The following is a 17,124-nucleotide window of genomic DNA, read 5'->3' on the forward strand; positions in this document are numbered from 1 at the left end:
CGCCCCCGCGCTTTGCGCGTCCGAGCGTTTTGCCACAGGCAAAACCTCGATGCCGGGCGGATTCACTCCGCCCGAGCAGATCAAAAGATGCGGGGTCCCCGCAGGGCCGTGGCCCTGTGGGGGATTTGGCGCTGATATGCAGGTTTATTCTCAGAATGACGGTCCTGTGACCATTCTGCTGGACACCGATACCATGTAAAGAAGGGGGCAGACATCCCATGAAAATTCGTGTTTTACAGGTGGGGCCCATCGGCACCAACTGCTATCTGCTGGAGGACGAGGACACCCACACCGCCGCCGTGGTGGACCCCGGCGACGAGGCCGGCCGCATCCTGGCCCAGGCCAGGGAGGATGGGGTGGAGATCCAGTCCATCCTGCTGACCCACGCCCACTATGACCACACCACCGGCGTGGCCGGGCTGCTCAAGGCGTTGCCGGGCATCCCCGTGTACCTCCACCCCGCCGATATCGCCCGGCTGGGCAGCCAGGTGTTCCCCCCGCTGGGCACCGAGCCCACCCCCTATGACGACGGCGACGTGGTGAAGGTGGGGGGCATCGACGTGCAGGTGATCCACACCCCCGGCCACACCCCCGGCGGGGTGTGCCTGATGGCGGGGGACGCCCTCTTTACCGGCGACACCCTGTTCCAGGGCTCCATGGGCCGCACCGACCTGCCCGGAGGCAGCTATGAGGAGATCATGGCCTCCCTGGCCCGGCTGGCCCGGCTGCCCGGGGACTTCCAGGTCCTCCCCGGCCACATGGATCTGTCCACCCTGGAGGCCGAGCGGAAGAGCAACTACTATATGCAGGAGGCCATGGGGTAATCTGATTTCCCCGGAAAGGATCATTCCGCTATGAAACTCTACCTCCGCGGCCACGACTACAAATATGCCGCCGAGCAAATGTTATTGACGCTTTTTCCTGACCAGCGGCCGGAATATGACGACCAGCCCCCCGCTGCCGGGGAGGACCATCTGGTGCTCTCCCTGAGCCGGGGCAAGCTGTGGGCCACCGCCACCGCCAGGCTGACTTACCACGGCCAGTCATATGGGGCAAGCCGCCGGTGTAAACTGGAAGAGCTCGCCGATGACCTCTCCACCAGCCGGGCCCTCCAGCGGATCCTGAAGCTGGCCTTTTACGATGCCGGGGTGGCCGCCCGTGGGAACGAGCCCCCCTGGGGTGCCCTCACCGGCGTGCGGCCGGTGAAGATCCCCACCAAGGCCATGCTGGCCGGCGCCACCCCCGCCCAGGCGGAGAAGATTTTAAAGGACACCTACCGGGTGTCCCCCCTGCGGCGGCAGCTGGCCATGGACTGCGCCCAGGCCAGCCTGGACGCCCAGCGGAGCCTGAAACCGGAGGAGGTGTCCCTCTATGTGGGCATCCCTTTCTGCCCCACCCGGTGCGCCTACTGCTCCTTTGTGTCCGCCGACGTGGGCCGGGCCCTCAAGCTCATCGACCCCTTCCTGGACTGCCTTTCCCGGGAAATCAAGGCCACCGGTGAAATGCTGGCGGGGGCGGGCCTGAAGGTACGCACCGTCTATTTCGGCGGCGGTACTCCCACCACCCTGTCCGCCCCTCAGCTGGACCGGCTTATGGGGGAGATCGCCGATTCCATTGACCTGTCCTGCTGCACCGAGTACACGGTGGAGGCGGGACGGCCCGACACCATTACCCGGGAAAAGCTGGAGGTCCTCTTCCGCCGGGGCTGCGGCCGGGTGTCGGTGAATCCCCAGACCATGCAGGACCATGTGCTCACCGCCATGGGCCGGGCCCATCGGGCCGAGGACATCCGCAGGGCCTACGCCATGGCCCGGGACAGCGGCATCCCCTGCGTCAACATGGATCTCATCGCCGGTCTGCCCGCCGACAGCGTGGACGGCTTCCGGTCCTCCCTGGATCAGGTGCTGGCTATGGCGCCGGAGAACATTACCGTCCACACCCTGGCCATGAAGAAGGGCTCCCGGCTGATGGAGGAGGGGAGCGGCGTACCCGCCGATGAAGAGGTGGCCGCCATGCTGGAGTACGCCTGGTCCGACCTGCGTACGGCGGGGCAGATCCCCTATTACCTCTACCGTCAGAAATATATGTCCGGCTCCTTTGAGAACGTGGGCTGGTGCCTGCCGGGCACCGAGAGCCTCTATAACATCTGCATGATGGAGGAGCTGCACACCATCGTCTCCCTGGGAGGCGGCGGGGTGACCAAGCTGGTCAACCCGGCCACCGGCTACATCGAGCGCTTGGCCAACCCCAAGTATCCCAAGGAGTATATCGAGAAGATCGACGCCGTCTGCGCCGGAAAGGAGCGGGTTGCCCGCTTTCACGGCGCCCTGTAAGGAGGTCCGCTATGCCCTATCAGCTGCAAGAGATCAACGAGAGCATCCGCACCGACCCCAAGGGATTTCTGGAGGCCTGCGACGCCGCCTATCAAAGCCGCATTGCGTCGGCGGTAGACCGCATTCTGGAGCGGATGAAGGAGAACCCCATCGTGCTGCTGTCCGGCCCCTCCGGCTCGGGCAAGACCACCACTGCCCTCAAGCTGGAGCAGGAGCTGGAGCGCCGGGGTGTGAATACCCACACCATCTCCATGGACAACTACTATAAAACCCTCAACCGCAAGACCGCCCCCCGCACCCCTGAGGGGGACATCGACTACGAGTCCCCGGTGCTGCTGGACCTGGATCTGCTGGACGAGACCTTCTCCCGGCTGTCCCGGGGCGAGTGGGTGGTGGTACCCAAGTATGAGTTTGCCCGGCAAATGCGCAACGACAGCCGGGGCACCTTTTTGAAGCTGGACAAAAACGAGATTGCCATCTTTGAGGGCATCCACGCCCTCAACGACGACATCTTCGGCCGCCACCCCGAGGCCACCGGCCTGTACATCTCCGCCCGCTCCAACGTGCTGGAGGGGGAGGAACTGCGGTTCAAGGGCACCTGGATGCGGATTTCCCGCCGGGCGGTCCGTGACTATAATTTCCGGGGCACAGACCTTTTGGAAACCCTTCTGATGTGGTATAATGTGCGCCGGGGCGAGAAGAAGTACATCTCCCCCTTCAAGAACCGGGCCAATATCATCATCGACTCCTCCCTGCCCTACGAGGTGTCGGTGTTTGCCAACTACGCCCACGCCCTGAGAGAGGCGGTGGACCAGATCCCCGCCGACAACCCCCGCTATCACGAGTTCCATGATCTGGTGGACTCCTTCCGGTATTTTGAGCCGGTGGACCCGACCCTGGTACCCCCCGAGTCCCTCATCCGGGAGTTCATCGGCGGCGGCAGCTACCACTATTAAATAATCAACAGGCGGGGGCCAGTCCCCCGCCGCTCTTCCCGTATCAATCTCTGGTAACAACATAGGAAAGAAGGAAATCAACCATGTCTGAATGCACCCACAACTGTTCCTCCTGCGGCGAGAGCTGCGGCGAGCGCACCGCCCCCCAGGATCTCCACGTCCCTGCCAACGGCCTGTCCCACATCGGCAAGGTCATTGCCGTGGTCAGCGGCAAGGGCGGCGTAGGCAAGAGCCTGGTGACCTCCTCCCTGGCGGTGGCTATGCGCCGCATGGGCAAGAAGGTGGCCGTGCTGGACGCCGACATCACCGGTCCCTCCATCCCCGCCGCCTTCGGCATCCACACCCGGGCTGAGGGCAGCGAGCTGGGCATCTACCCCGCCGAGACCAAGACCGGCATCGGCATCATGAGCCTCAACCTGCTCACCGAGCATGAGACCGACCCCGTGATCTGGCGGGGGCCCGTCATTGCCGGCACCGTCAAGCAGTTCTGGACCGACGTGATCTGGGGCGATGTGGACTATATGTTCGTGGATATGCCTCCCGGAACCGGCGACGTGCCCCTGACCGTGTTCCAGTCCCTGCCCATCGACGGCATCGTGGTGGTCACCTCTCCCCAGGATCTGGTGAGCATGATCGTCACCAAGGCCGTGAAGATGGCCGAGATGATGCACATTCCCGTGCTGGGCCTGGTGGAGAACTACTCCTACTTCCAGTGCCCCGACTGCGGCAAGCGCCACGCCATCTTCGGCGAGAGCCACATCGACCAGGTGGCCGCCGGCCTGGGCCTGAAGGTGCTGGCCCGGCTGCCCATTGACCCCGCCGTGGCCGCCGCCTGCGACGCCGGCAAGATCGAGGAGCTGGAGCAGAACTACCTGGCCGACGTGGCCCGCACCCTGGCGGAATAACCAATATCAGGCTTTACAAAACGTTCATATCCGGTTCAAAACGGGTTCACAGTGAGAGGTTAGGATAAGAACCGTGGTTGAGACATACCACTCCTCTCTTTCCTCTCTTTTTCAGATCTTGGAAACACAGGCCCGCAACAGGCGGCGGGCCTGTGTTTCTGCGTTTTACCCCAAAAAGGAGGGACAAGCCCATGCCCACCCGCGTGAAAAAACGCCGCCGTTCCCCTCTGCTGCCCGCCCTTATCATTCTTGTGCTGATCGGAGCGGCCTTCCTGATCTGGCGGCTGGCCTTCTCAGGCCCTCAGCCCTCCGGCAACCTGCCTGACTGGGTCACCGAAAAGCTCCTCCCCGTCAATCCCTATTCCCGGCCCGGCGAGCCTTTGGAGGAGGTCAACGGCGTGGTGGTCCACTATGTGGGCAATCCGGGCACCACCGCCCAGCAGAACAACAGCTACTTCCGAAACCTGGCCGCCACCGGAGAGACCTACGCCTCCAGCCATTTCCTCATCGGCCTGGACGGGGAGATCATCTGCAACGTCCCCCTGGACGAGATCGCCTACTGCACCGGCCCCCGGAACGTGGACACCATCTCCATTGAGTGCTGCCACCCCGACGACACCGGGGCCTTCACCCAGGCTACCTATGACTCCCTCATCAAGCTGGTGCGCTGGCTCATGGACGAGTACCACCTGGACACCGACCAGGTCATCCGGCACTACGACGTCACCGGCAAGGAATGTCCCCTCTATTACGTCCGAAACCCGGAGGCGTGGGAACAATTTAAGGCTGACTTGCAAGAATAGTCCGTTTTATTGGACAGCTGCTCTGGTATCCTGTACCCAACGATACAGGAAAGGAGCGCTGAACCATGGAATTTGAACTTCGCTATGTAAACGGACACGTTGAGGTATACGACGCCGCCGGAACCTTCCGCTTTTCCGCCGACTCCCAGGGGGAGGCGCTGGCGGAGCTGGAGGACCTGGCCGCATGAGTACCGGGCCGGGCCGCGGATTGCCGCGGCCCGGCCTTTCTTGACACTTTAGGCGGGAATAGGGTAATATAATAACGTATGCGCATCTTTTGCGCCGGTCCTGAGGACCGGCAGTTTTACGATATGAGGAGAGGCCCATGGCAAGAAGTTCTTCCCCAAAAAGTTACGGCAACGACTCCATTTCCTCCCTGAAGGGGGCGGATCGAGTCCGCAAGCGCCCGGCCGTTATCTTCGGCTCCGACGGGCTGGAGGGCTGCGAACACGCGGTGTTTGAGATCCTGTCCAACGCCATCGACGAGGCCAGAGAGGGCCACGGCAATCTCATCACCGTCACCCGGTATGAGGACAAGTCCATCGAGGTGGAGGACTTCGGCCGGGGCTGCCCGGTGGACTGGAACGAGAAGGAGCAGAAGTTTAACTGGGAGCTGGTGTTCTGCGAACTGTACGCCGGCGGCAAGTACAACAACAACTCCGGCGACAACTACGAGTACTCTCTGGGCCTCAACGGCCTGGGCTCCTGCGCCACCCAGTACGCCAGCCGCTACTTCGACGCGGTGATCCACCGGGACGGCTTTGAGTACACCCTCCACTTTGAGAAGGGCGAGAACGTGGGCGGCCTGAAGAAGGAGCCCTACACCGGCAAAAAGACCGGCTCCAGGTTCCGCTGGCTGCCCGACCTGGACGTGTTCACCGACATCGACATTCCGGTGGAGTACTACCTGGATGTGCTCAAGCGGCAGGCGGTAGTCAACGCCGGTATTACCTTCCGGTTCCGCAATCAGGTGGGGGGTAAGTTCGAGACCACCGACTTCAAGTATGAAAACGGTATTGAGGACTATGTGAAGGAGCTGGCGGGAGACAACCCCCTGACGCAGCCGGTGTTCTGGCAGACCGAGCGCCGGGGCCGTGACCGGGCGGACAAGGACGAGTACAAGGTGAAGCTGTCGGTCTCCTTCTGCTTCTCCAACACGGTGCAGGTCATCGAGCACTACCATAACTCCTCCTGGCTGGAGCACGGCGGCTCCCCGGAGAAGGCGGTGAAGTCCGCTTTTGTCAACGGCATCGACGCCTGGCTCAAATCCCAGGGCAAGTACCAGAAGAACGAGAGCAAGCTGACCTGGGCCGACGTGGAGGACTGCCTGGTGCTGGTGAGCAACAACTTCTCCACCCAGACCTCCTACGAGAACCAGACCAAGAAGGCCATCACCAACAAGTTTGTCCAGGAGGCCATGACCGAGTTCCTCCGCTCCCAGCTGGAGGTCTACTTCATCGAGAACCCCTTCGACGCCGCCAAGATCGGCGAGCAGGTGCTCATCAACAAGCGCTCCCGGGAGAACGCCGAGCGCACCCGGCTGAACATCAAGAAGAAGCTGTCCGGCAATGTGGATATCTCCAACCGGGTGCAGAAGTTTGTGGACTGCCGCACCAAGGACACCACCCGCCGGGAGCTGTATATCGTGGAGGGCGACTCCGCTCTGGGCAGCGTCAAGCTGAGCCGGGACGCGGAGTTCCAGGGCATCATGCCCGTCCGGGGCAAGATTCTCAACTGCCTCAAGGCCGACTACGCCAAGATCTTCAAGAGCGAGATCATCACCGACCTTCTGAAGGTGCTGGGCTGCGGCGTGGAGGTCCACGACAAGCACGCCAAGGATCTGGCCGCCTTTGACCTCATGAACCTGCGGTGGAACAAGATCGTCATCTGTACCGATGCCGACGTGGACGGCTTCCAGATCCGCACCCTGATTCTGACCATGCTCTACCGCCTCACCCCCACCCTCATCCAGCGGGGCTATGTGTATATCGCGGAATCCCCCCTGTATGAGATCAACTATAAGGAGAAGACCTGGTTTGCCTACTCCGACGCCGAGAAGAACGACATTGTCAACGGCGAGCTGGCGGGCAAGAAGTGCTCCATCAACCGCTCCAAAGGTCTGGGCGAGAACGAGCCCGACATGATGTGGCTCACCACCATGAATCCCGCCACACGGCGGCTCATCAAGGTCATGCCCGAGGATGTGGAAAACACCGCCCGGGTGTTCGACCTGCTGCTGGGGGACAACCTCCAGGGCCGGAAGGACCACATCGCGGAGAACGGGTATAAGTATCTGGAGCTGGCGGATATTTCGTAGTTTTAAGATGCAGCAGAGAACAGGAGCGGATGACCATTGTTGTTTGCACAGGCTGTTTCGGAGTGGCTGTATGCTCGGAAGCATTCTTCTTGTCAGGATGGGGTGGAGTATCACTATAGCGACCTGCCGCACCCCAGGACCAAGCGCTATAGAGGGAAGCTTTATTACGCAGATCCTGTGTCACGGAAAAAGCGGCTGGCCACACCGGAAGAAAAGGTGCGGCAGCGAATCATCCTGTTTTTGCACTATGATATGGGTGTTCCCTATGACGCCATGGAGATCGAGGTGCCGCTGAGCCGTTTCTGGAAGCGAGCCACGGGCAGAATGGATATTGCTGTATATGCTGCGGACCAACGCCGCAAAAAACCCATTCTGGTGGTGGAGTGTAAAGCGGAACATATTCAGCTTACCGAGCAGGTATATCGCCAGGCGGACAATTATGCTGTTTCGCTGGATATCCCCTTTGTTGCCATCACAAATGGCAGCACATTTTTCATGGACTATTGGGATGCGATTTCCCACACCTATCAGGCCATGAAGCAGCTGCCATCCTATGCTCGACTTTGCAGCTTGGTGCAAGTCGGGACGGCAAAGGACTCCGCACCTGACCCTGAAGCGTCAGAAGAAGGATCAAAATACCGGTGCGCCCTGCGCGAGGGGATTTTAGGGGCTCAAACGCCGCCATTTTTGGCAGATCCGCTGCTTGCGATGCATCAATGCTGGATGGACAGGGACAGATACTGCACAGGTCTAACCGGATTTGCCCAGGCAAAAGACTGCGGTGCTTATCAGCGCGGGACGCCTCATCGAAACGGATATCCCGACCTGTTTCGACATTTTTGCGGAACAGGTGAAGACGGGCGTTCCTTTTCTGCCTATCTGTGTATTTATGCACCCAAAATTCCTAAGGTTAAGAAGGGCCCCACCTATCTTGCTGTTTATCTGGAAGATGTATCTGCATCCCCTGCCCTACAGCTGAGGGCAGAGGAATTTATTACACGGACGGACAATCGCATACACATATGGCATGATGGCCGTTTGAACATTGGTGGCAAGTATGGAGCTGCGCCAAGAAATGCGATAATAGAGTTCCTCAGGCAGTGCGCTCCCGACCTTTTGGACGAAACGGGACGGGTGGATCTGGGGACGGTCCTGATTGCACCTGACCTGCGCATGGATCAAAGCGATATGGCACAGGTTTGCAGCCGCCTGATACGCTATGCCATGATACGGACGGAATACCGCAGGAAGCTGCTGTCAGATTCCCTGTGTTTGCTTGGTCAATGAAGCTGCCGAGAGAATGGATTTTATTTGTACGGAATAAGGATTGATTGCTTATGGCTAAGAAAAAGGACCCCCAGGAGGGGGCGAAGAAGGTCAACAACCCCAACGTCATGGGCCTGCGGCCCGAGGTGCTGGAGCAGCCCATCACCGAGACGCTGGAGCTCAACTATATGCCCTACGCCATGAGCGTTATCGTCTCCCGGGCCATCCCGGAGATCGACGGGTTCAAGCCCTCCCACCGGAAGCTGCTGTACACCATGTACCAGATGCACCTGCTGGGCGGCAACCGAACCAAGAGCGCCAACGTGGTGGGCCAGACCATGAAACTCAACCCCCACGGCGACGCCGCCATCTACGACACCATGGTGCGCCTCTCCCGGGGCTACGGCGCCCTGCTCCACCCCCTGGTGGACTCCAAGGGTAACTTCGGTAAGGTGTACTCCCGGGACATGGCCTGGGCGGCCAGCCGTTACACCGAGGTGCGGCTGGACCCCATCTGCGCCGAGCTCTTCCGGGACATCGACCAGGACACGGTGGACTTTGTGGACAACTACGACGGCTCCATGAAAGAGCCCACCCTGCTGCCCACCACCTTCCCCAACGTGCTGGTGAGCGCCAACCAGGGCATTGCCGTGGGTATGGCCTCCAACCTGTGCGGCTTCAATCTGGGCGAGGTATGCGACGCCACGGCGGCCTATCTGAAAAACCCCAAGGTCAACCTGATGGAATACCTGAAGGCCCCCGACTTCCCCACCGGCGGCGAGCTTTTGTACGACGAGGCCGCTTTAAGGCAGATCTACGACACCGGCCGGGGCTCCTTCCAGGTGCGGGCCCGGTGGCGCTACCTCAAGAGCGAAAATCTCATCGAGGTGTATGAAATCCCATACACTACCACGGTGGAGGCCATCATGGACAAGGTGGCCGAGCTCATCAAGGCGGGCAAGATCAAAGAGATCGCCGATATGCGGGATGAGACCGACCTGAACGGCCTGAAGATCACCATTGACCTGAAGCGGGGCGCCGACCCGGACAAGCTGATGGCCAAGCTGTTCAAGTCCACCACCCTCCAGGACGCCTGCTCCTGCAACTTCAATATCCTCATTGCCGGGATGCCCCGTGTCATGGGCGTGGGAGAGATTTTGGAGGAGTGGACCGGCTGGCGGATGGACGGAGTGCGCCGCCGCACCTACTATGTGATGAAGAAGAAGCAGGAGAAGCTCCACCTGCTCAAAGGCCTGAAAAAGATCCTGCTGGACATCGACCGGGCCATCAAGATCATCCGGGAGACCGAGGAGGACGCCGAGGTGGTGCCCAACCTGATGATCGGCTTCGGCATCGACAACATCCAGGCGGAATATGTGGCCGACATCAAGCTGCGCAACATCAACAAGGAGTATATCCTCAAGCGTATTGAGGAGGTAGCCGGGCTGGAGGAGGAGATCGCCGACCTCCAGGACATCGTCAACAACCCGGGCCGCATCAAGAAGATTATTTCCCAGGAACTCTCGGCGGTGAAGAAGAAGTACGCCTCTCCCCGGCGCACCGAGATCGTCTACGACTATCAGGCCGCCGGCGCCGTGGAGGAGGAGGACGAGACCCCCGACTATCCCGTCCATGTGTTCTGCTCCAGGGAGGGCTACTTCAAGAAGATCACCCCCCAGTCTCTCCGCATGAGCAGCGAGCAGAAGTACAAGGAGGGGGACGGCCCCTACCTGTACTGGGAGGGGAACAACCGGGATATGCTATTGGTGTTTACCGACCGGCAGCAGTGCTACAAGGCCCCCCTCAGCGAGTTCGACGACGCCAAGGCCAGCGTGCTGGGCGACTTTTTGCCCACCAAGCTGGGCATGGACTCCGGCGAGAGCTTCGTGTGGGCCTGCCTGACCAGCGACTACTCCGGCCATATCCTCTTCTTCTTTGAGAACGGCAAGGTAGCCCGGGTAGAGGTGGCTGCCTACCAGACTCAGACCAAGCGGAGAAAGCTCACCGGCGCCTACTCCGACAAGTCCCCCCTGGCCGCCGCCCTCCACATCAAGGAGGATTTGGAGGTGGCAGTCACCTCCACCGAGGGCCGCTGCCTGGTGTTCCACACCGCCGCCCTCACCCCCAAGACCACCCGCTCCACCCAGGGGGTCAACGTCATGACCCTCAAGCCCAAGTGGAAGGTGGAAAAGGCCGTGCCGCTGGCGGATACCACCATTGTCAACGCCGCCCGGTACCGGGCACGGTCCCTGCCGGTGGCGGGGGCCCTGCTCAAGGAGGAGGACCGGGGCGAGGAACAGATCAGCCTGCTGTGATCCAGCCAGAGAAATGAGGAATATTCGTTGAAACACACTGTGAGCTATTATGTAAAAAGCTATGTGGTCATTACCCTGGGCTCCATCCTGTACGCTCTGGCCTATAACATCTTCTACGCCCCCAACCTGGTGGCCATGGGCGGCCTCACCGGCCTGGGCCAGGTGCTCAACGCCCTGATCCCCGTCCTGCCGGTGGGCACCACGGTGTTTGTGATGAATGTGCCACTCTTCTTCCTGGGGTGGAAGTTCATCGGTGGGCACCTGCTGGTGTCCTCCCTGTACGCTATGACCTTCAGCTCCTTCGCCATCGACGTGATGGATATGATCTATCAGTTCCCGCCCATGGATACCATGCTGGCGGCCATCTTCGGCGGGGCCCTGCTGGGAGCGGGCATCGGTCTGGTGTTCTCCAAGGGAGCCACCACCGGCGGCACCGACCTGATCGCCCGGCTGCTCAAGCTGAAATTTGCCTGGCTGCCCATGGGCACTCTGGTGCTTATCCCCGACTTTATTGTCATCGTGCTGGCCGCCATCGCCTTCGGCAAGGTGGAGAGCGCCCTGTACGGCATTGTCTCCCTCTTTGTCACCACCAAGGTGATGGACACCGTACTCTATGGCCTGGACAGCTCCAAGGTGGCCTATATCATCAGTGATTCCTGCAAGGAGATCACCGACGCGGTGATGGCCATGGACCGGGGAGCCACCATCCTCCACGGCGAGGGGGCCTACTCGGGCGATGAGAAGAAGGTGCTGATGGTGGCCTTCAAGCAGAAGGAGATCGTGCCCCTGAAGGAGAAGGTCAACGAGATTGATCCCCATGCGTTCCTCATTGTGTGCGACGCCCACGACGTACTGGGCGAGGGCTTCCGCACCTACAGCAAGGACGACATTTGATCCCAGCCCACAGAGAAAGGAAGGGTTTCCATGACGGATTTCACCAAGGTAAAGGCCAACCTGGAGAAGCGGGGCTACGCCGTGTCCTGCTTTGCCACGGCGGCGGAGGCCGCCGACTATCTGGACGGCAAGCTGGACGGCAAGACCATCGGCATCGGTGGCTCGGTGACTGTCCGGGAGATGGGCCTTCTGGACCGGCTCAAGGCCCACAACACCGTGGTCTCCCACTGGGAGGGCAGCCGCAAGGAGGATGCCGCCTTCACCCAGGTCTACCTGTGCTCGGTGAACGGCCTGGCGGAGACCGGCGAGATGGTGAACATCGACGGGGTGGGCAACCGCATTGCCTCCACCGTGTTCGGCCATGAGGAGCTCTATCTGGTGGTGGGCCGCAACAAACTGGCCCCCGACTACGACGGCGCGGTATGGCGGGCCCGCAACGTGGCCTCCCCCAAAAACGCCATCCGTCTCCAGCGTAAGACCCCCTGCGCCGTCAAGGGGGACAAGTGCTACGACTGCAACAGCCCCGAGCGGCTGTGCCGGGGCATGACGGTGCTGTGGCAGGCATCCAACGGCATCGGACGTACCGAGGTCGTACTCATTGACGAGGACCTGGGCTTTTGAGGAAAGAAAGGGGGCGGGGCCTGTGAAAAAGTGCATACCGGCCCTGGCCCTGAGCCTGGCCCTGCTGCTGGGCGGGTGCTCCCTGTCGGGGCAGGCCTATACGGTGGTGGAGCCTCACGCGGAGCATCCTGCTCTGGGGGAAAACGAGTCCACCATCAAGGCCAGCACCTATTCCGAGCTGGTCAACGGCATACTGTTTTTCGTCTCCCAGGGGGTAGAAGAGGGCGCTATCCAGATCACCGACTATAACGGCGACGTGGAGGCCGACCTGAACCGGGCCTGCCTGGAGGTGGCCAAGGACGACCCCCTGGGTGCCTACGCGGTGGACTTTATCAAGAACGACTATACCACCATCATCACCACCTATGAGGCCACCATTACCATCTCTTACCGCCGTTCCCCCGAGCAGGTGAGCAATCTGGTGAACATCACCGGTACCAGCGCCATCCGGGAGGAGGCGGTCCAGGCCCTGTCGGCCTTCAAGACCGAGCTTGCCCTGCGGGTGGGCTACTTCACCGGGGACGCCGCCGCGGTGGAGGAGCAGGTGCGGCAGGCCTACTACGACACCCCCGCTGCCGCTCTGGGGATGCCGGAGTGCTCGGTGGAGCTCTATCCCAAAACCGACGCCGGCACCCAGCGCATTGTGGAGATCCTGCTGGACTACCCGGAGGAGCCCACGGCCCTCCAGCGGAAGCGCCAGCAGCTCCAGGAGCAGTCGGTGGCCATCCTCACCCCCATCCAGCACCAGATCGCCAGCCGGCGGCTGGACCTGCTGATGGGGACGCTGTCCGGCACAGTGCGGGTGGACCTGGAGACCGGCGGCGCCACCGCCTGGGACGCGCTGGTGGGTCAGGGGGCCAACGATGAGGGACTGGCCTTAGCCTTCCAGCTGCTGTGCGACGGCCTGGGGCTGAAGGGTCAGATCATAGAGGGTACCCTGCAGGGTCAGCCCCACTTTTTCAACCAGGTGGACCGCAACAGACAGACCGTGTGGGTGGATCTGAGCCGCAGCACCGGCAAGACCTGGACGGCGGCCCAAATGGCTGAAATGGGCTATCAGTGGACAGACCAGGAGGCCTGAAAAGAAAAAATAAAAAAATCGAAAAATTCCCTTGACATTGGAAGCACGGATTGCTATAATAACATCCGTCGCTTGCAGGTGTAGCTCATCTGGTAGAGCGCCACCTTGCCAAGGTGGAGGTAGCGAGTTCGAGCCTCGTCACCTGCTCCAGAAAAAGAAAGAGACAGGACATATGTCCTGTCTCTTTCTTTTTCTGGATTCCGTGAGAATTTGAAATGCTCGGCGGAAATGAATTCCGCCTGCGCCGAGGTTTTGGCCCAAAGGCCAAAACGCTCGAACGGCGCAAAAGCGCCGCCGGCCCGAAGGGCCGGTTTCTGGATTCCATAAGAACAAAAACGCAGGACATCCTTTGGGTGTCCTGCGTTCTGTTTTTGATTACCCCAGGAAGAACCGGACCGCCACCGCCGCCACGGCGGTAAGCATCCCCGCCGACGCGATGAGATCGGCGGCCAGGGCCAGGTCCAGCCGGCGGCGGGGCCGGGCCTCCTTCTCCGGCGCGGGAATCTCCTCCGGGATCTCTTCTGCCGCAGACTCCCCTTCCAGGGCCCGGCGGCAGGCCTCAAAGTCCAGCACCTTTCCCTCCGGCCGGGCGGGCTTCCGCCGGGGCAGCACGGTATAGCACACCGTCTCCTGACCTACGCAGGCCTTTTGGTCCGACTCGTTTGCGTATCCTGTGATCCGTCTGGCGTCCAGATTCAGATAAATGGTCTCCATACCGTTTCCCTCCTGTTGTTCCGGCGTTTGATCCCAGTATACGGGATAAGGTGTCCCATAAAACGTACTTTGTAAGGACCCTTGTACTTTTCTGACGGCGCAGAGCGGCAAAAAGTTCCCGACACAGGATTAGAACTTTTGTTCGCGTTCAGTATACAACATATGTTCGATTTTTGCAAGCACTTTTTTGAGAGGAAATAGGAAACCGCCAGGTTCAGAAAAAGGGGCGATTTTCCTTGCAACCGGGGAAAAGATTTGATATACTGGCAAAGATCATGACATGGGAAAGGATGACCCCGCTGTGGAGTATCAAAACGTTACCTTGATCGGAATGCCCGGCTCGGGCAAGAGCACCGTGGGGGTGCTGCTGGCCAAGACCCTGGGCTATCGCTTTGTGGATGCCGATCTGCTGATCCAGCAGCGGGAGGGCGCCCTGCTCCAGGACATCCTGGACCAGCGGGGTGTGGAGGCCTTTCTGGATGTGGAGGAGGCCGTCATCCGGGATCTGGACTGCACCGGCACTGTCATTGCCCCCGGTGGCAGCGCCATCTGCCGGGAGGAGGCCGCCCGCCACCTCAAGGAGCTGGGGCTGGTGGTGTACCTCCATGTGCCTCTGGAGGAGCTGGAGCGGCGCATCCGCAACATCACCACCCGGGGCATTGCCATGTCCCCCGGCCAGACCCTGGCCGACGTGTACGCCGCCCGGGAGCCTCTGTACCGCAAATACGCCGACCTGACGGTGGATGTGACGGGGGGAAACACCCTGGAACAGACGGTGGCGGCAGTGGTGGCCCGGCTGGGCTGACCGCCCCTTGTATTTTTTTGAAATAATGATATACTATATTCCAGTAAACTATCATGTACGAAATGCCCGCCGGCTGGACGGCGGGCTTCGTCGTGTTTTTTCTGCCTCCGCACGGCAGTCTTATTTTTTGTGCCCCCGGCGCGGAAGGGGCATTTCTAACGAAAGGAACGAACCGCATGACATTCCAGGACCTCGGCCTGAAAGCGCCCATCCTGAAGGCGCTGGCCGAACAGGGGTATGAACGCCCCTCCCCCATTCAGGAAAAGGCCATTCCCCCCGCTCTGGCGGGCCGGGACGTGTTGGGCTGCGCCCAGACCGGCACCGGCAAGACCTGCGCCTTTGCTGCCCCCATCCTCCAGCGGCTCAGCGACCGCAAGGGCAAGGGCATCCGGGCCCTCATCCTCACCCCCACCCGGGAGCTGGCCCTCCAGATCCAGGAGAACATTGTGGCCTACAGCCGCCACCTGCCTATCCGCTCCGCCGTCATCTTCGGCGGCGTGGGCCAGAACCCCCAGGTGGAGCAGCTGAAAAAGGGCGTGGACATTCTGGTGGCCACCCCCGGCCGCCTGGGCGACCTGTACAATCAGAAATTCGTGGACCTGTCCAGGCTGGAGGTCTTTGTACTGGACGAGGCCGACCGGATGCTGGACATGGGCTTCATCCACGATGTCCGCCGCATTCTGGGCTGGCTGCCCAAGAAGAAGCAGACCCTCTTCTTCTCCGCCACCATGCCCCCGGAGGTCCAGGGGCTGGTGGACTCCCTGCTGGTGAATCCGGTGAAGGTGGCGGTGAACCCGGTGTCCTCCCCGGTGGAGGTCATCGACCAGAAGCTCTACTATGTGGACCGGGGCAACAAGACCAAGCTGCTGGCCTCCCTGATCCTGGAGCCAGACGTGAAGAATGCCCTGGTGTTCACCCGCACCAAGCACGGGGCCAACAAGGTGGCCGGGGATCTGGTGAAGGCTGGCATCGCCGCCGCCGCCATCCACGGCAACAAGAGCCAGACCGCCCGGCAGCAGGCCCTGGCCGACTTCAAGAGCGGCAAGGTCACCGCCCTGGTGGCCACCGACATCGCCGCCCGGGGCCTGGACATTGAGGAGCTGAGCCACGTCTTTAACTACAACCTGCCCGATGTGCCTGAGACCTACGTCCACCGCATCGGCCGTACCGGCCGGGCGGGCCACGGCGGCACCGCCATCTCCTTCTGCGACATCAACGAGAAGGAGGAGCTCAAGGGCATCCAGAAGCTGCTGGGCAAGGCCATCCCGGTGGTGGAGGACCACCCCTGGCCCATGGAGGTCTTTGAGCCCCTGCCCAAGGATAAGAAGGGCCGGATTATCAACCCGGAGGACGCCGAGGCCCGGGCCGCCGCCAAGGAGAAGCGCCGCCAGCGGGACGCCGCCAACAAGGCCGCCGCTGCCGAGCGCAAGGCCAAGGCCGCCCAGAAAGCGGCTGAGGCGGTGGAACAGCCCGCCCCGGCCCAGCCGGAGAAAAAGAAGAAGTCCAAGCGGGGGGTGCGCAACAGCGCCACTCTGGAGGAGGCCCTGGTAGCCACCGCTCCCACCCGCCCTGCCGCGCCTGAGCCGGCGTTTGAGGACTTCCACCGGCCCAATCCCCTGGCCAGCGACATCATTATGGATGCCACCGCCCGGCTGCTGGCCCCCCGGAAGCCCGCTCCCCGGTCCGAGAAGACGGACAACCGGAAGGAAAAGCGGCCCAAGGAGAAGCAGGCCACTCAGGAGAAGACGCCCCAGAAGCAGCCCAAGGCCCAGAGAGGGAAGCAGACGGCGGCCCAGTCCCCCGCCCCCGCCTCCAAGAGCGGACGGAAGAAGCACGGCGGCAGAGGCCGTGCCGGCCGTCCGCCGGAGATCGTGCTGCGCTCCAACGGCCAGAAGGACTCCACCGAGCAGCCCAGCCTGATGAAACCCTATTATCTCAGCGACGACTGATAGGATCCATCCCTCAACGGCGCTGCCGCGACCATCGCGGCAGCGCCGTTTTTTTGCCCAGTTCTCAAGGTATGAAAAAGGCCTGAAAGAAAAAATATATACAAAAAAATTTTTATGTTAAATAATTAACAAAAATGAATTAGGTAAAAAAAGGAGGAAAATGCG

16 protein-coding genes and 1 tRNA gene are annotated in these 17,124 nt (G+C 61.2%); 16 read left to right on the forward strand and 1 reads right to left on the reverse strand.

Annotation, left to right across the window (positions count from 1 at the left end):
* From B5G06_RS14460 to B5G06_RS11435, 14 genes are all read left to right on the forward strand, one after another.
* A partial coding sequence (locus tag B5G06_RS14460) for a D-aminoacyl-tRNA deacylase (protein ID WP_242955471.1) occupies window positions 1-199 on the forward strand: 199 nt, incomplete at its 5' end.
* 19 nt (window positions 200-218) lie between these two features.
* On the forward strand, window positions 219-824 hold the full coding sequence (locus B5G06_RS11380; protein WP_087189179.1) for an MBL fold metallo-hydrolase: 606 nt from the start codon (window positions 219-221) through the stop codon (window positions 822-824).
* A 30-nt stretch (window positions 825-854) separates the two neighbouring features.
* Window positions 855-2,333: a coproporphyrinogen dehydrogenase HemZ gene (hemZ, locus tag B5G06_RS11385; protein ID WP_087189180.1), complete on the forward strand. Its 1,479-nt coding sequence runs from the start codon at window positions 855-857 to the stop codon at window positions 2,331-2,333.
* Window positions 2,334-2,344: 11 nt separating this feature from the next.
* Complete coding sequence (locus tag B5G06_RS11390; protein WP_087189181.1) at window positions 2,345-3,289, forward strand: uridine kinase family protein; 945 nt, start codon at window positions 2,345-2,347, stop codon at window positions 3,287-3,289.
* An 83-nt stretch (window positions 3,290-3,372) separates the two neighbouring features.
* Window positions 3,373-4,194: an Mrp/NBP35 family ATP-binding protein gene (locus B5G06_RS11395; protein WP_087189182.1), complete on the forward strand. Its 822-nt coding sequence runs from the start codon at window positions 3,373-3,375 to the stop codon at window positions 4,192-4,194.
* A gap of 191 nt (window positions 4,195-4,385) precedes the next feature.
* Window positions 4,386-4,997: a peptidoglycan recognition protein family protein gene (locus B5G06_RS11400; RefSeq protein ID WP_087189183.1), complete on the forward strand. Its 612-nt coding sequence runs from the start codon at window positions 4,386-4,388 to the stop codon at window positions 4,995-4,997.
* 65 nt (window positions 4,998-5,062) lie between these two features.
* Window positions 5,063-5,185, forward strand: coding sequence for a hypothetical protein (locus B5G06_RS14545; RefSeq protein ID WP_255396454.1), 123 nt, complete (start codon window positions 5,063-5,065; stop codon window positions 5,183-5,185).
* A 137-nt stretch (window positions 5,186-5,322) separates the two neighbouring features.
* Window positions 5,323-7,314: a DNA gyrase/topoisomerase IV subunit B gene (locus tag B5G06_RS11405; protein ID WP_087189184.1), complete on the forward strand. Its 1,992-nt coding sequence runs from the start codon at window positions 5,323-5,325 to the stop codon at window positions 7,312-7,314.
* A 36-nt stretch (window positions 7,315-7,350) separates the two neighbouring features.
* Entirely contained in the window at window positions 7,351-8,601 is a 1,251-nt protein-coding gene (locus tag B5G06_RS11410) for a type I restriction enzyme HsdR N-terminal domain-containing protein (protein ID WP_087189185.1), read from the forward strand.
* A 50-nt stretch (window positions 8,602-8,651) separates the two neighbouring features.
* Window positions 8,652-10,895, forward strand: a complete 2,244-nt coding sequence (locus B5G06_RS11415; protein WP_087189186.1) for a DNA gyrase/topoisomerase IV subunit A — start codon at window positions 8,652-8,654, stop codon at window positions 10,893-10,895.
* 27 nt (window positions 10,896-10,922) lie between these two features.
* A complete protein-coding gene (locus B5G06_RS11420) occupies window positions 10,923-11,789 on the forward strand; it encodes a YitT family protein (protein WP_242955472.1) in 867 nt (288 codons plus the stop codon).
* 30 nt (window positions 11,790-11,819) lie between these two features.
* Entirely contained in the window at window positions 11,820-12,410 is a 591-nt protein-coding gene (locus tag B5G06_RS11425) for a lactate utilization protein (RefSeq protein ID WP_087189187.1), read from the forward strand.
* A 22-nt stretch (window positions 12,411-12,432) separates the two neighbouring features.
* Window positions 12,433-13,491 (forward strand): hypothetical protein, encoded by a 1,059-nt coding sequence (locus B5G06_RS11430; RefSeq protein WP_242955473.1) that lies wholly within the window; start codon window positions 12,433-12,435, stop codon window positions 13,489-13,491.
* Between the two features lie 74 nt (window positions 13,492-13,565).
* Window positions 13,566-13,641 (forward strand) — tRNA-Gly (locus B5G06_RS11435).
* A 225-nt stretch (window positions 13,642-13,866) separates the two neighbouring features.
* Here the strand turns inward: B5G06_RS11435 and B5G06_RS11440 are convergent.
* On the reverse strand, window positions 13,867-14,205 hold the full coding sequence (locus tag B5G06_RS11440) for a hypothetical protein (protein ID WP_087189188.1): 339 nt from the start codon (window positions 14,203-14,205) through the stop codon (window positions 13,867-13,869).
* Window positions 14,206-14,485: 280 nt separating this feature from the next.
* Here B5G06_RS11440 and B5G06_RS11445 point away from each other — a divergent pair, with 280 nt between their 5' ends.
* Together B5G06_RS11445 and B5G06_RS11450 are read left to right on the forward strand one after the other, a co-directional pair.
* Complete coding sequence (locus B5G06_RS11445; protein WP_087189189.1) at window positions 14,486-15,010, forward strand: shikimate kinase; 525 nt, start codon at window positions 14,486-14,488, stop codon at window positions 15,008-15,010.
* Window positions 15,011-15,186: 176 nt separating this feature from the next.
* On the forward strand, window positions 15,187-16,959 hold the full coding sequence (locus B5G06_RS11450; RefSeq protein WP_087189190.1) for a DEAD/DEAH box helicase: 1,773 nt from the start codon (window positions 15,187-15,189) through the stop codon (window positions 16,957-16,959).
* The last annotated feature ends 165 nt before the right edge of the window (window positions 16,960-17,124 follow it).

Source organism: Flavonifractor sp. An52 (assembly GCF_002159385.1).
Taxonomy (GTDB): domain Bacteria; phylum Bacillota; class Clostridia; order Oscillospirales; family Oscillospiraceae; genus Flavonifractor; species Flavonifractor avicola.

What these genes read in the sequence shown, in the direction of transcription:
- B5G06_RS11395 (WP_087189182.1), top strand. Translation starts at nt 3,373, where the DNA reads ATGTCTGAATGCACCCACAACTGTTCCTCCTGCGGCGAGAGCTGCGGC.
- B5G06_RS14545 (WP_255396454.1), top strand. Translation starts at nt 5,063, where the DNA reads ATGGAATTTGAACTTCGCTATGTAAACGGACACGTTGAGGTATACGAC.
- B5G06_RS11425 (WP_087189187.1), top strand. Translation starts at nt 11,820, where the DNA reads ATGACGGATTTCACCAAGGTAAAGGCCAACCTGGAGAAGCGGGGCTAC.
- B5G06_RS11450 (WP_087189190.1), top strand. Translation starts at nt 15,187, where the DNA reads ATGACATTCCAGGACCTCGGCCTGAAAGCGCCCATCCTGAAGGCGCTG.
- B5G06_RS11380 (WP_087189179.1), top strand. Translation starts at nt 219, where the DNA reads ATGAAAATTCGTGTTTTACAGGTGGGGCCCATCGGCACCAACTGCTAT.
- B5G06_RS11415 (WP_087189186.1), top strand. Translation starts at nt 8,652, where the DNA reads ATGGCTAAGAAAAAGGACCCCCAGGAGGGGGCGAAGAAGGTCAACAAC.
- B5G06_RS11405 (WP_087189184.1), top strand. Translation starts at nt 5,323, where the DNA reads ATGGCAAGAAGTTCTTCCCCAAAAAGTTACGGCAACGACTCCATTTCC.
- B5G06_RS11440 (WP_087189188.1), bottom strand. Translation starts at nt 14,205, where the DNA reads ATGGAGACCATTTATCTGAATCTGGACGCCAGACGGATCACAGGATAC.
- hemZ (WP_087189180.1), top strand. Translation starts at nt 855, where the DNA reads ATGAAACTCTACCTCCGCGGCCACGACTACAAATATGCCGCCGAGCAA.
- B5G06_RS11390 (WP_087189181.1), top strand. Translation starts at nt 2,345, where the DNA reads ATGCCCTATCAGCTGCAAGAGATCAACGAGAGCATCCGCACCGACCCC.
- B5G06_RS11445 (WP_087189189.1), top strand. Translation starts at nt 14,486, where the DNA reads ATGGGAAAGGATGACCCCGCTGTGGAGTATCAAAACGTTACCTTGATC.
- B5G06_RS11400 (WP_087189183.1), top strand. Translation starts at nt 4,386, where the DNA reads ATGCCCACCCGCGTGAAAAAACGCCGCCGTTCCCCTCTGCTGCCCGCC.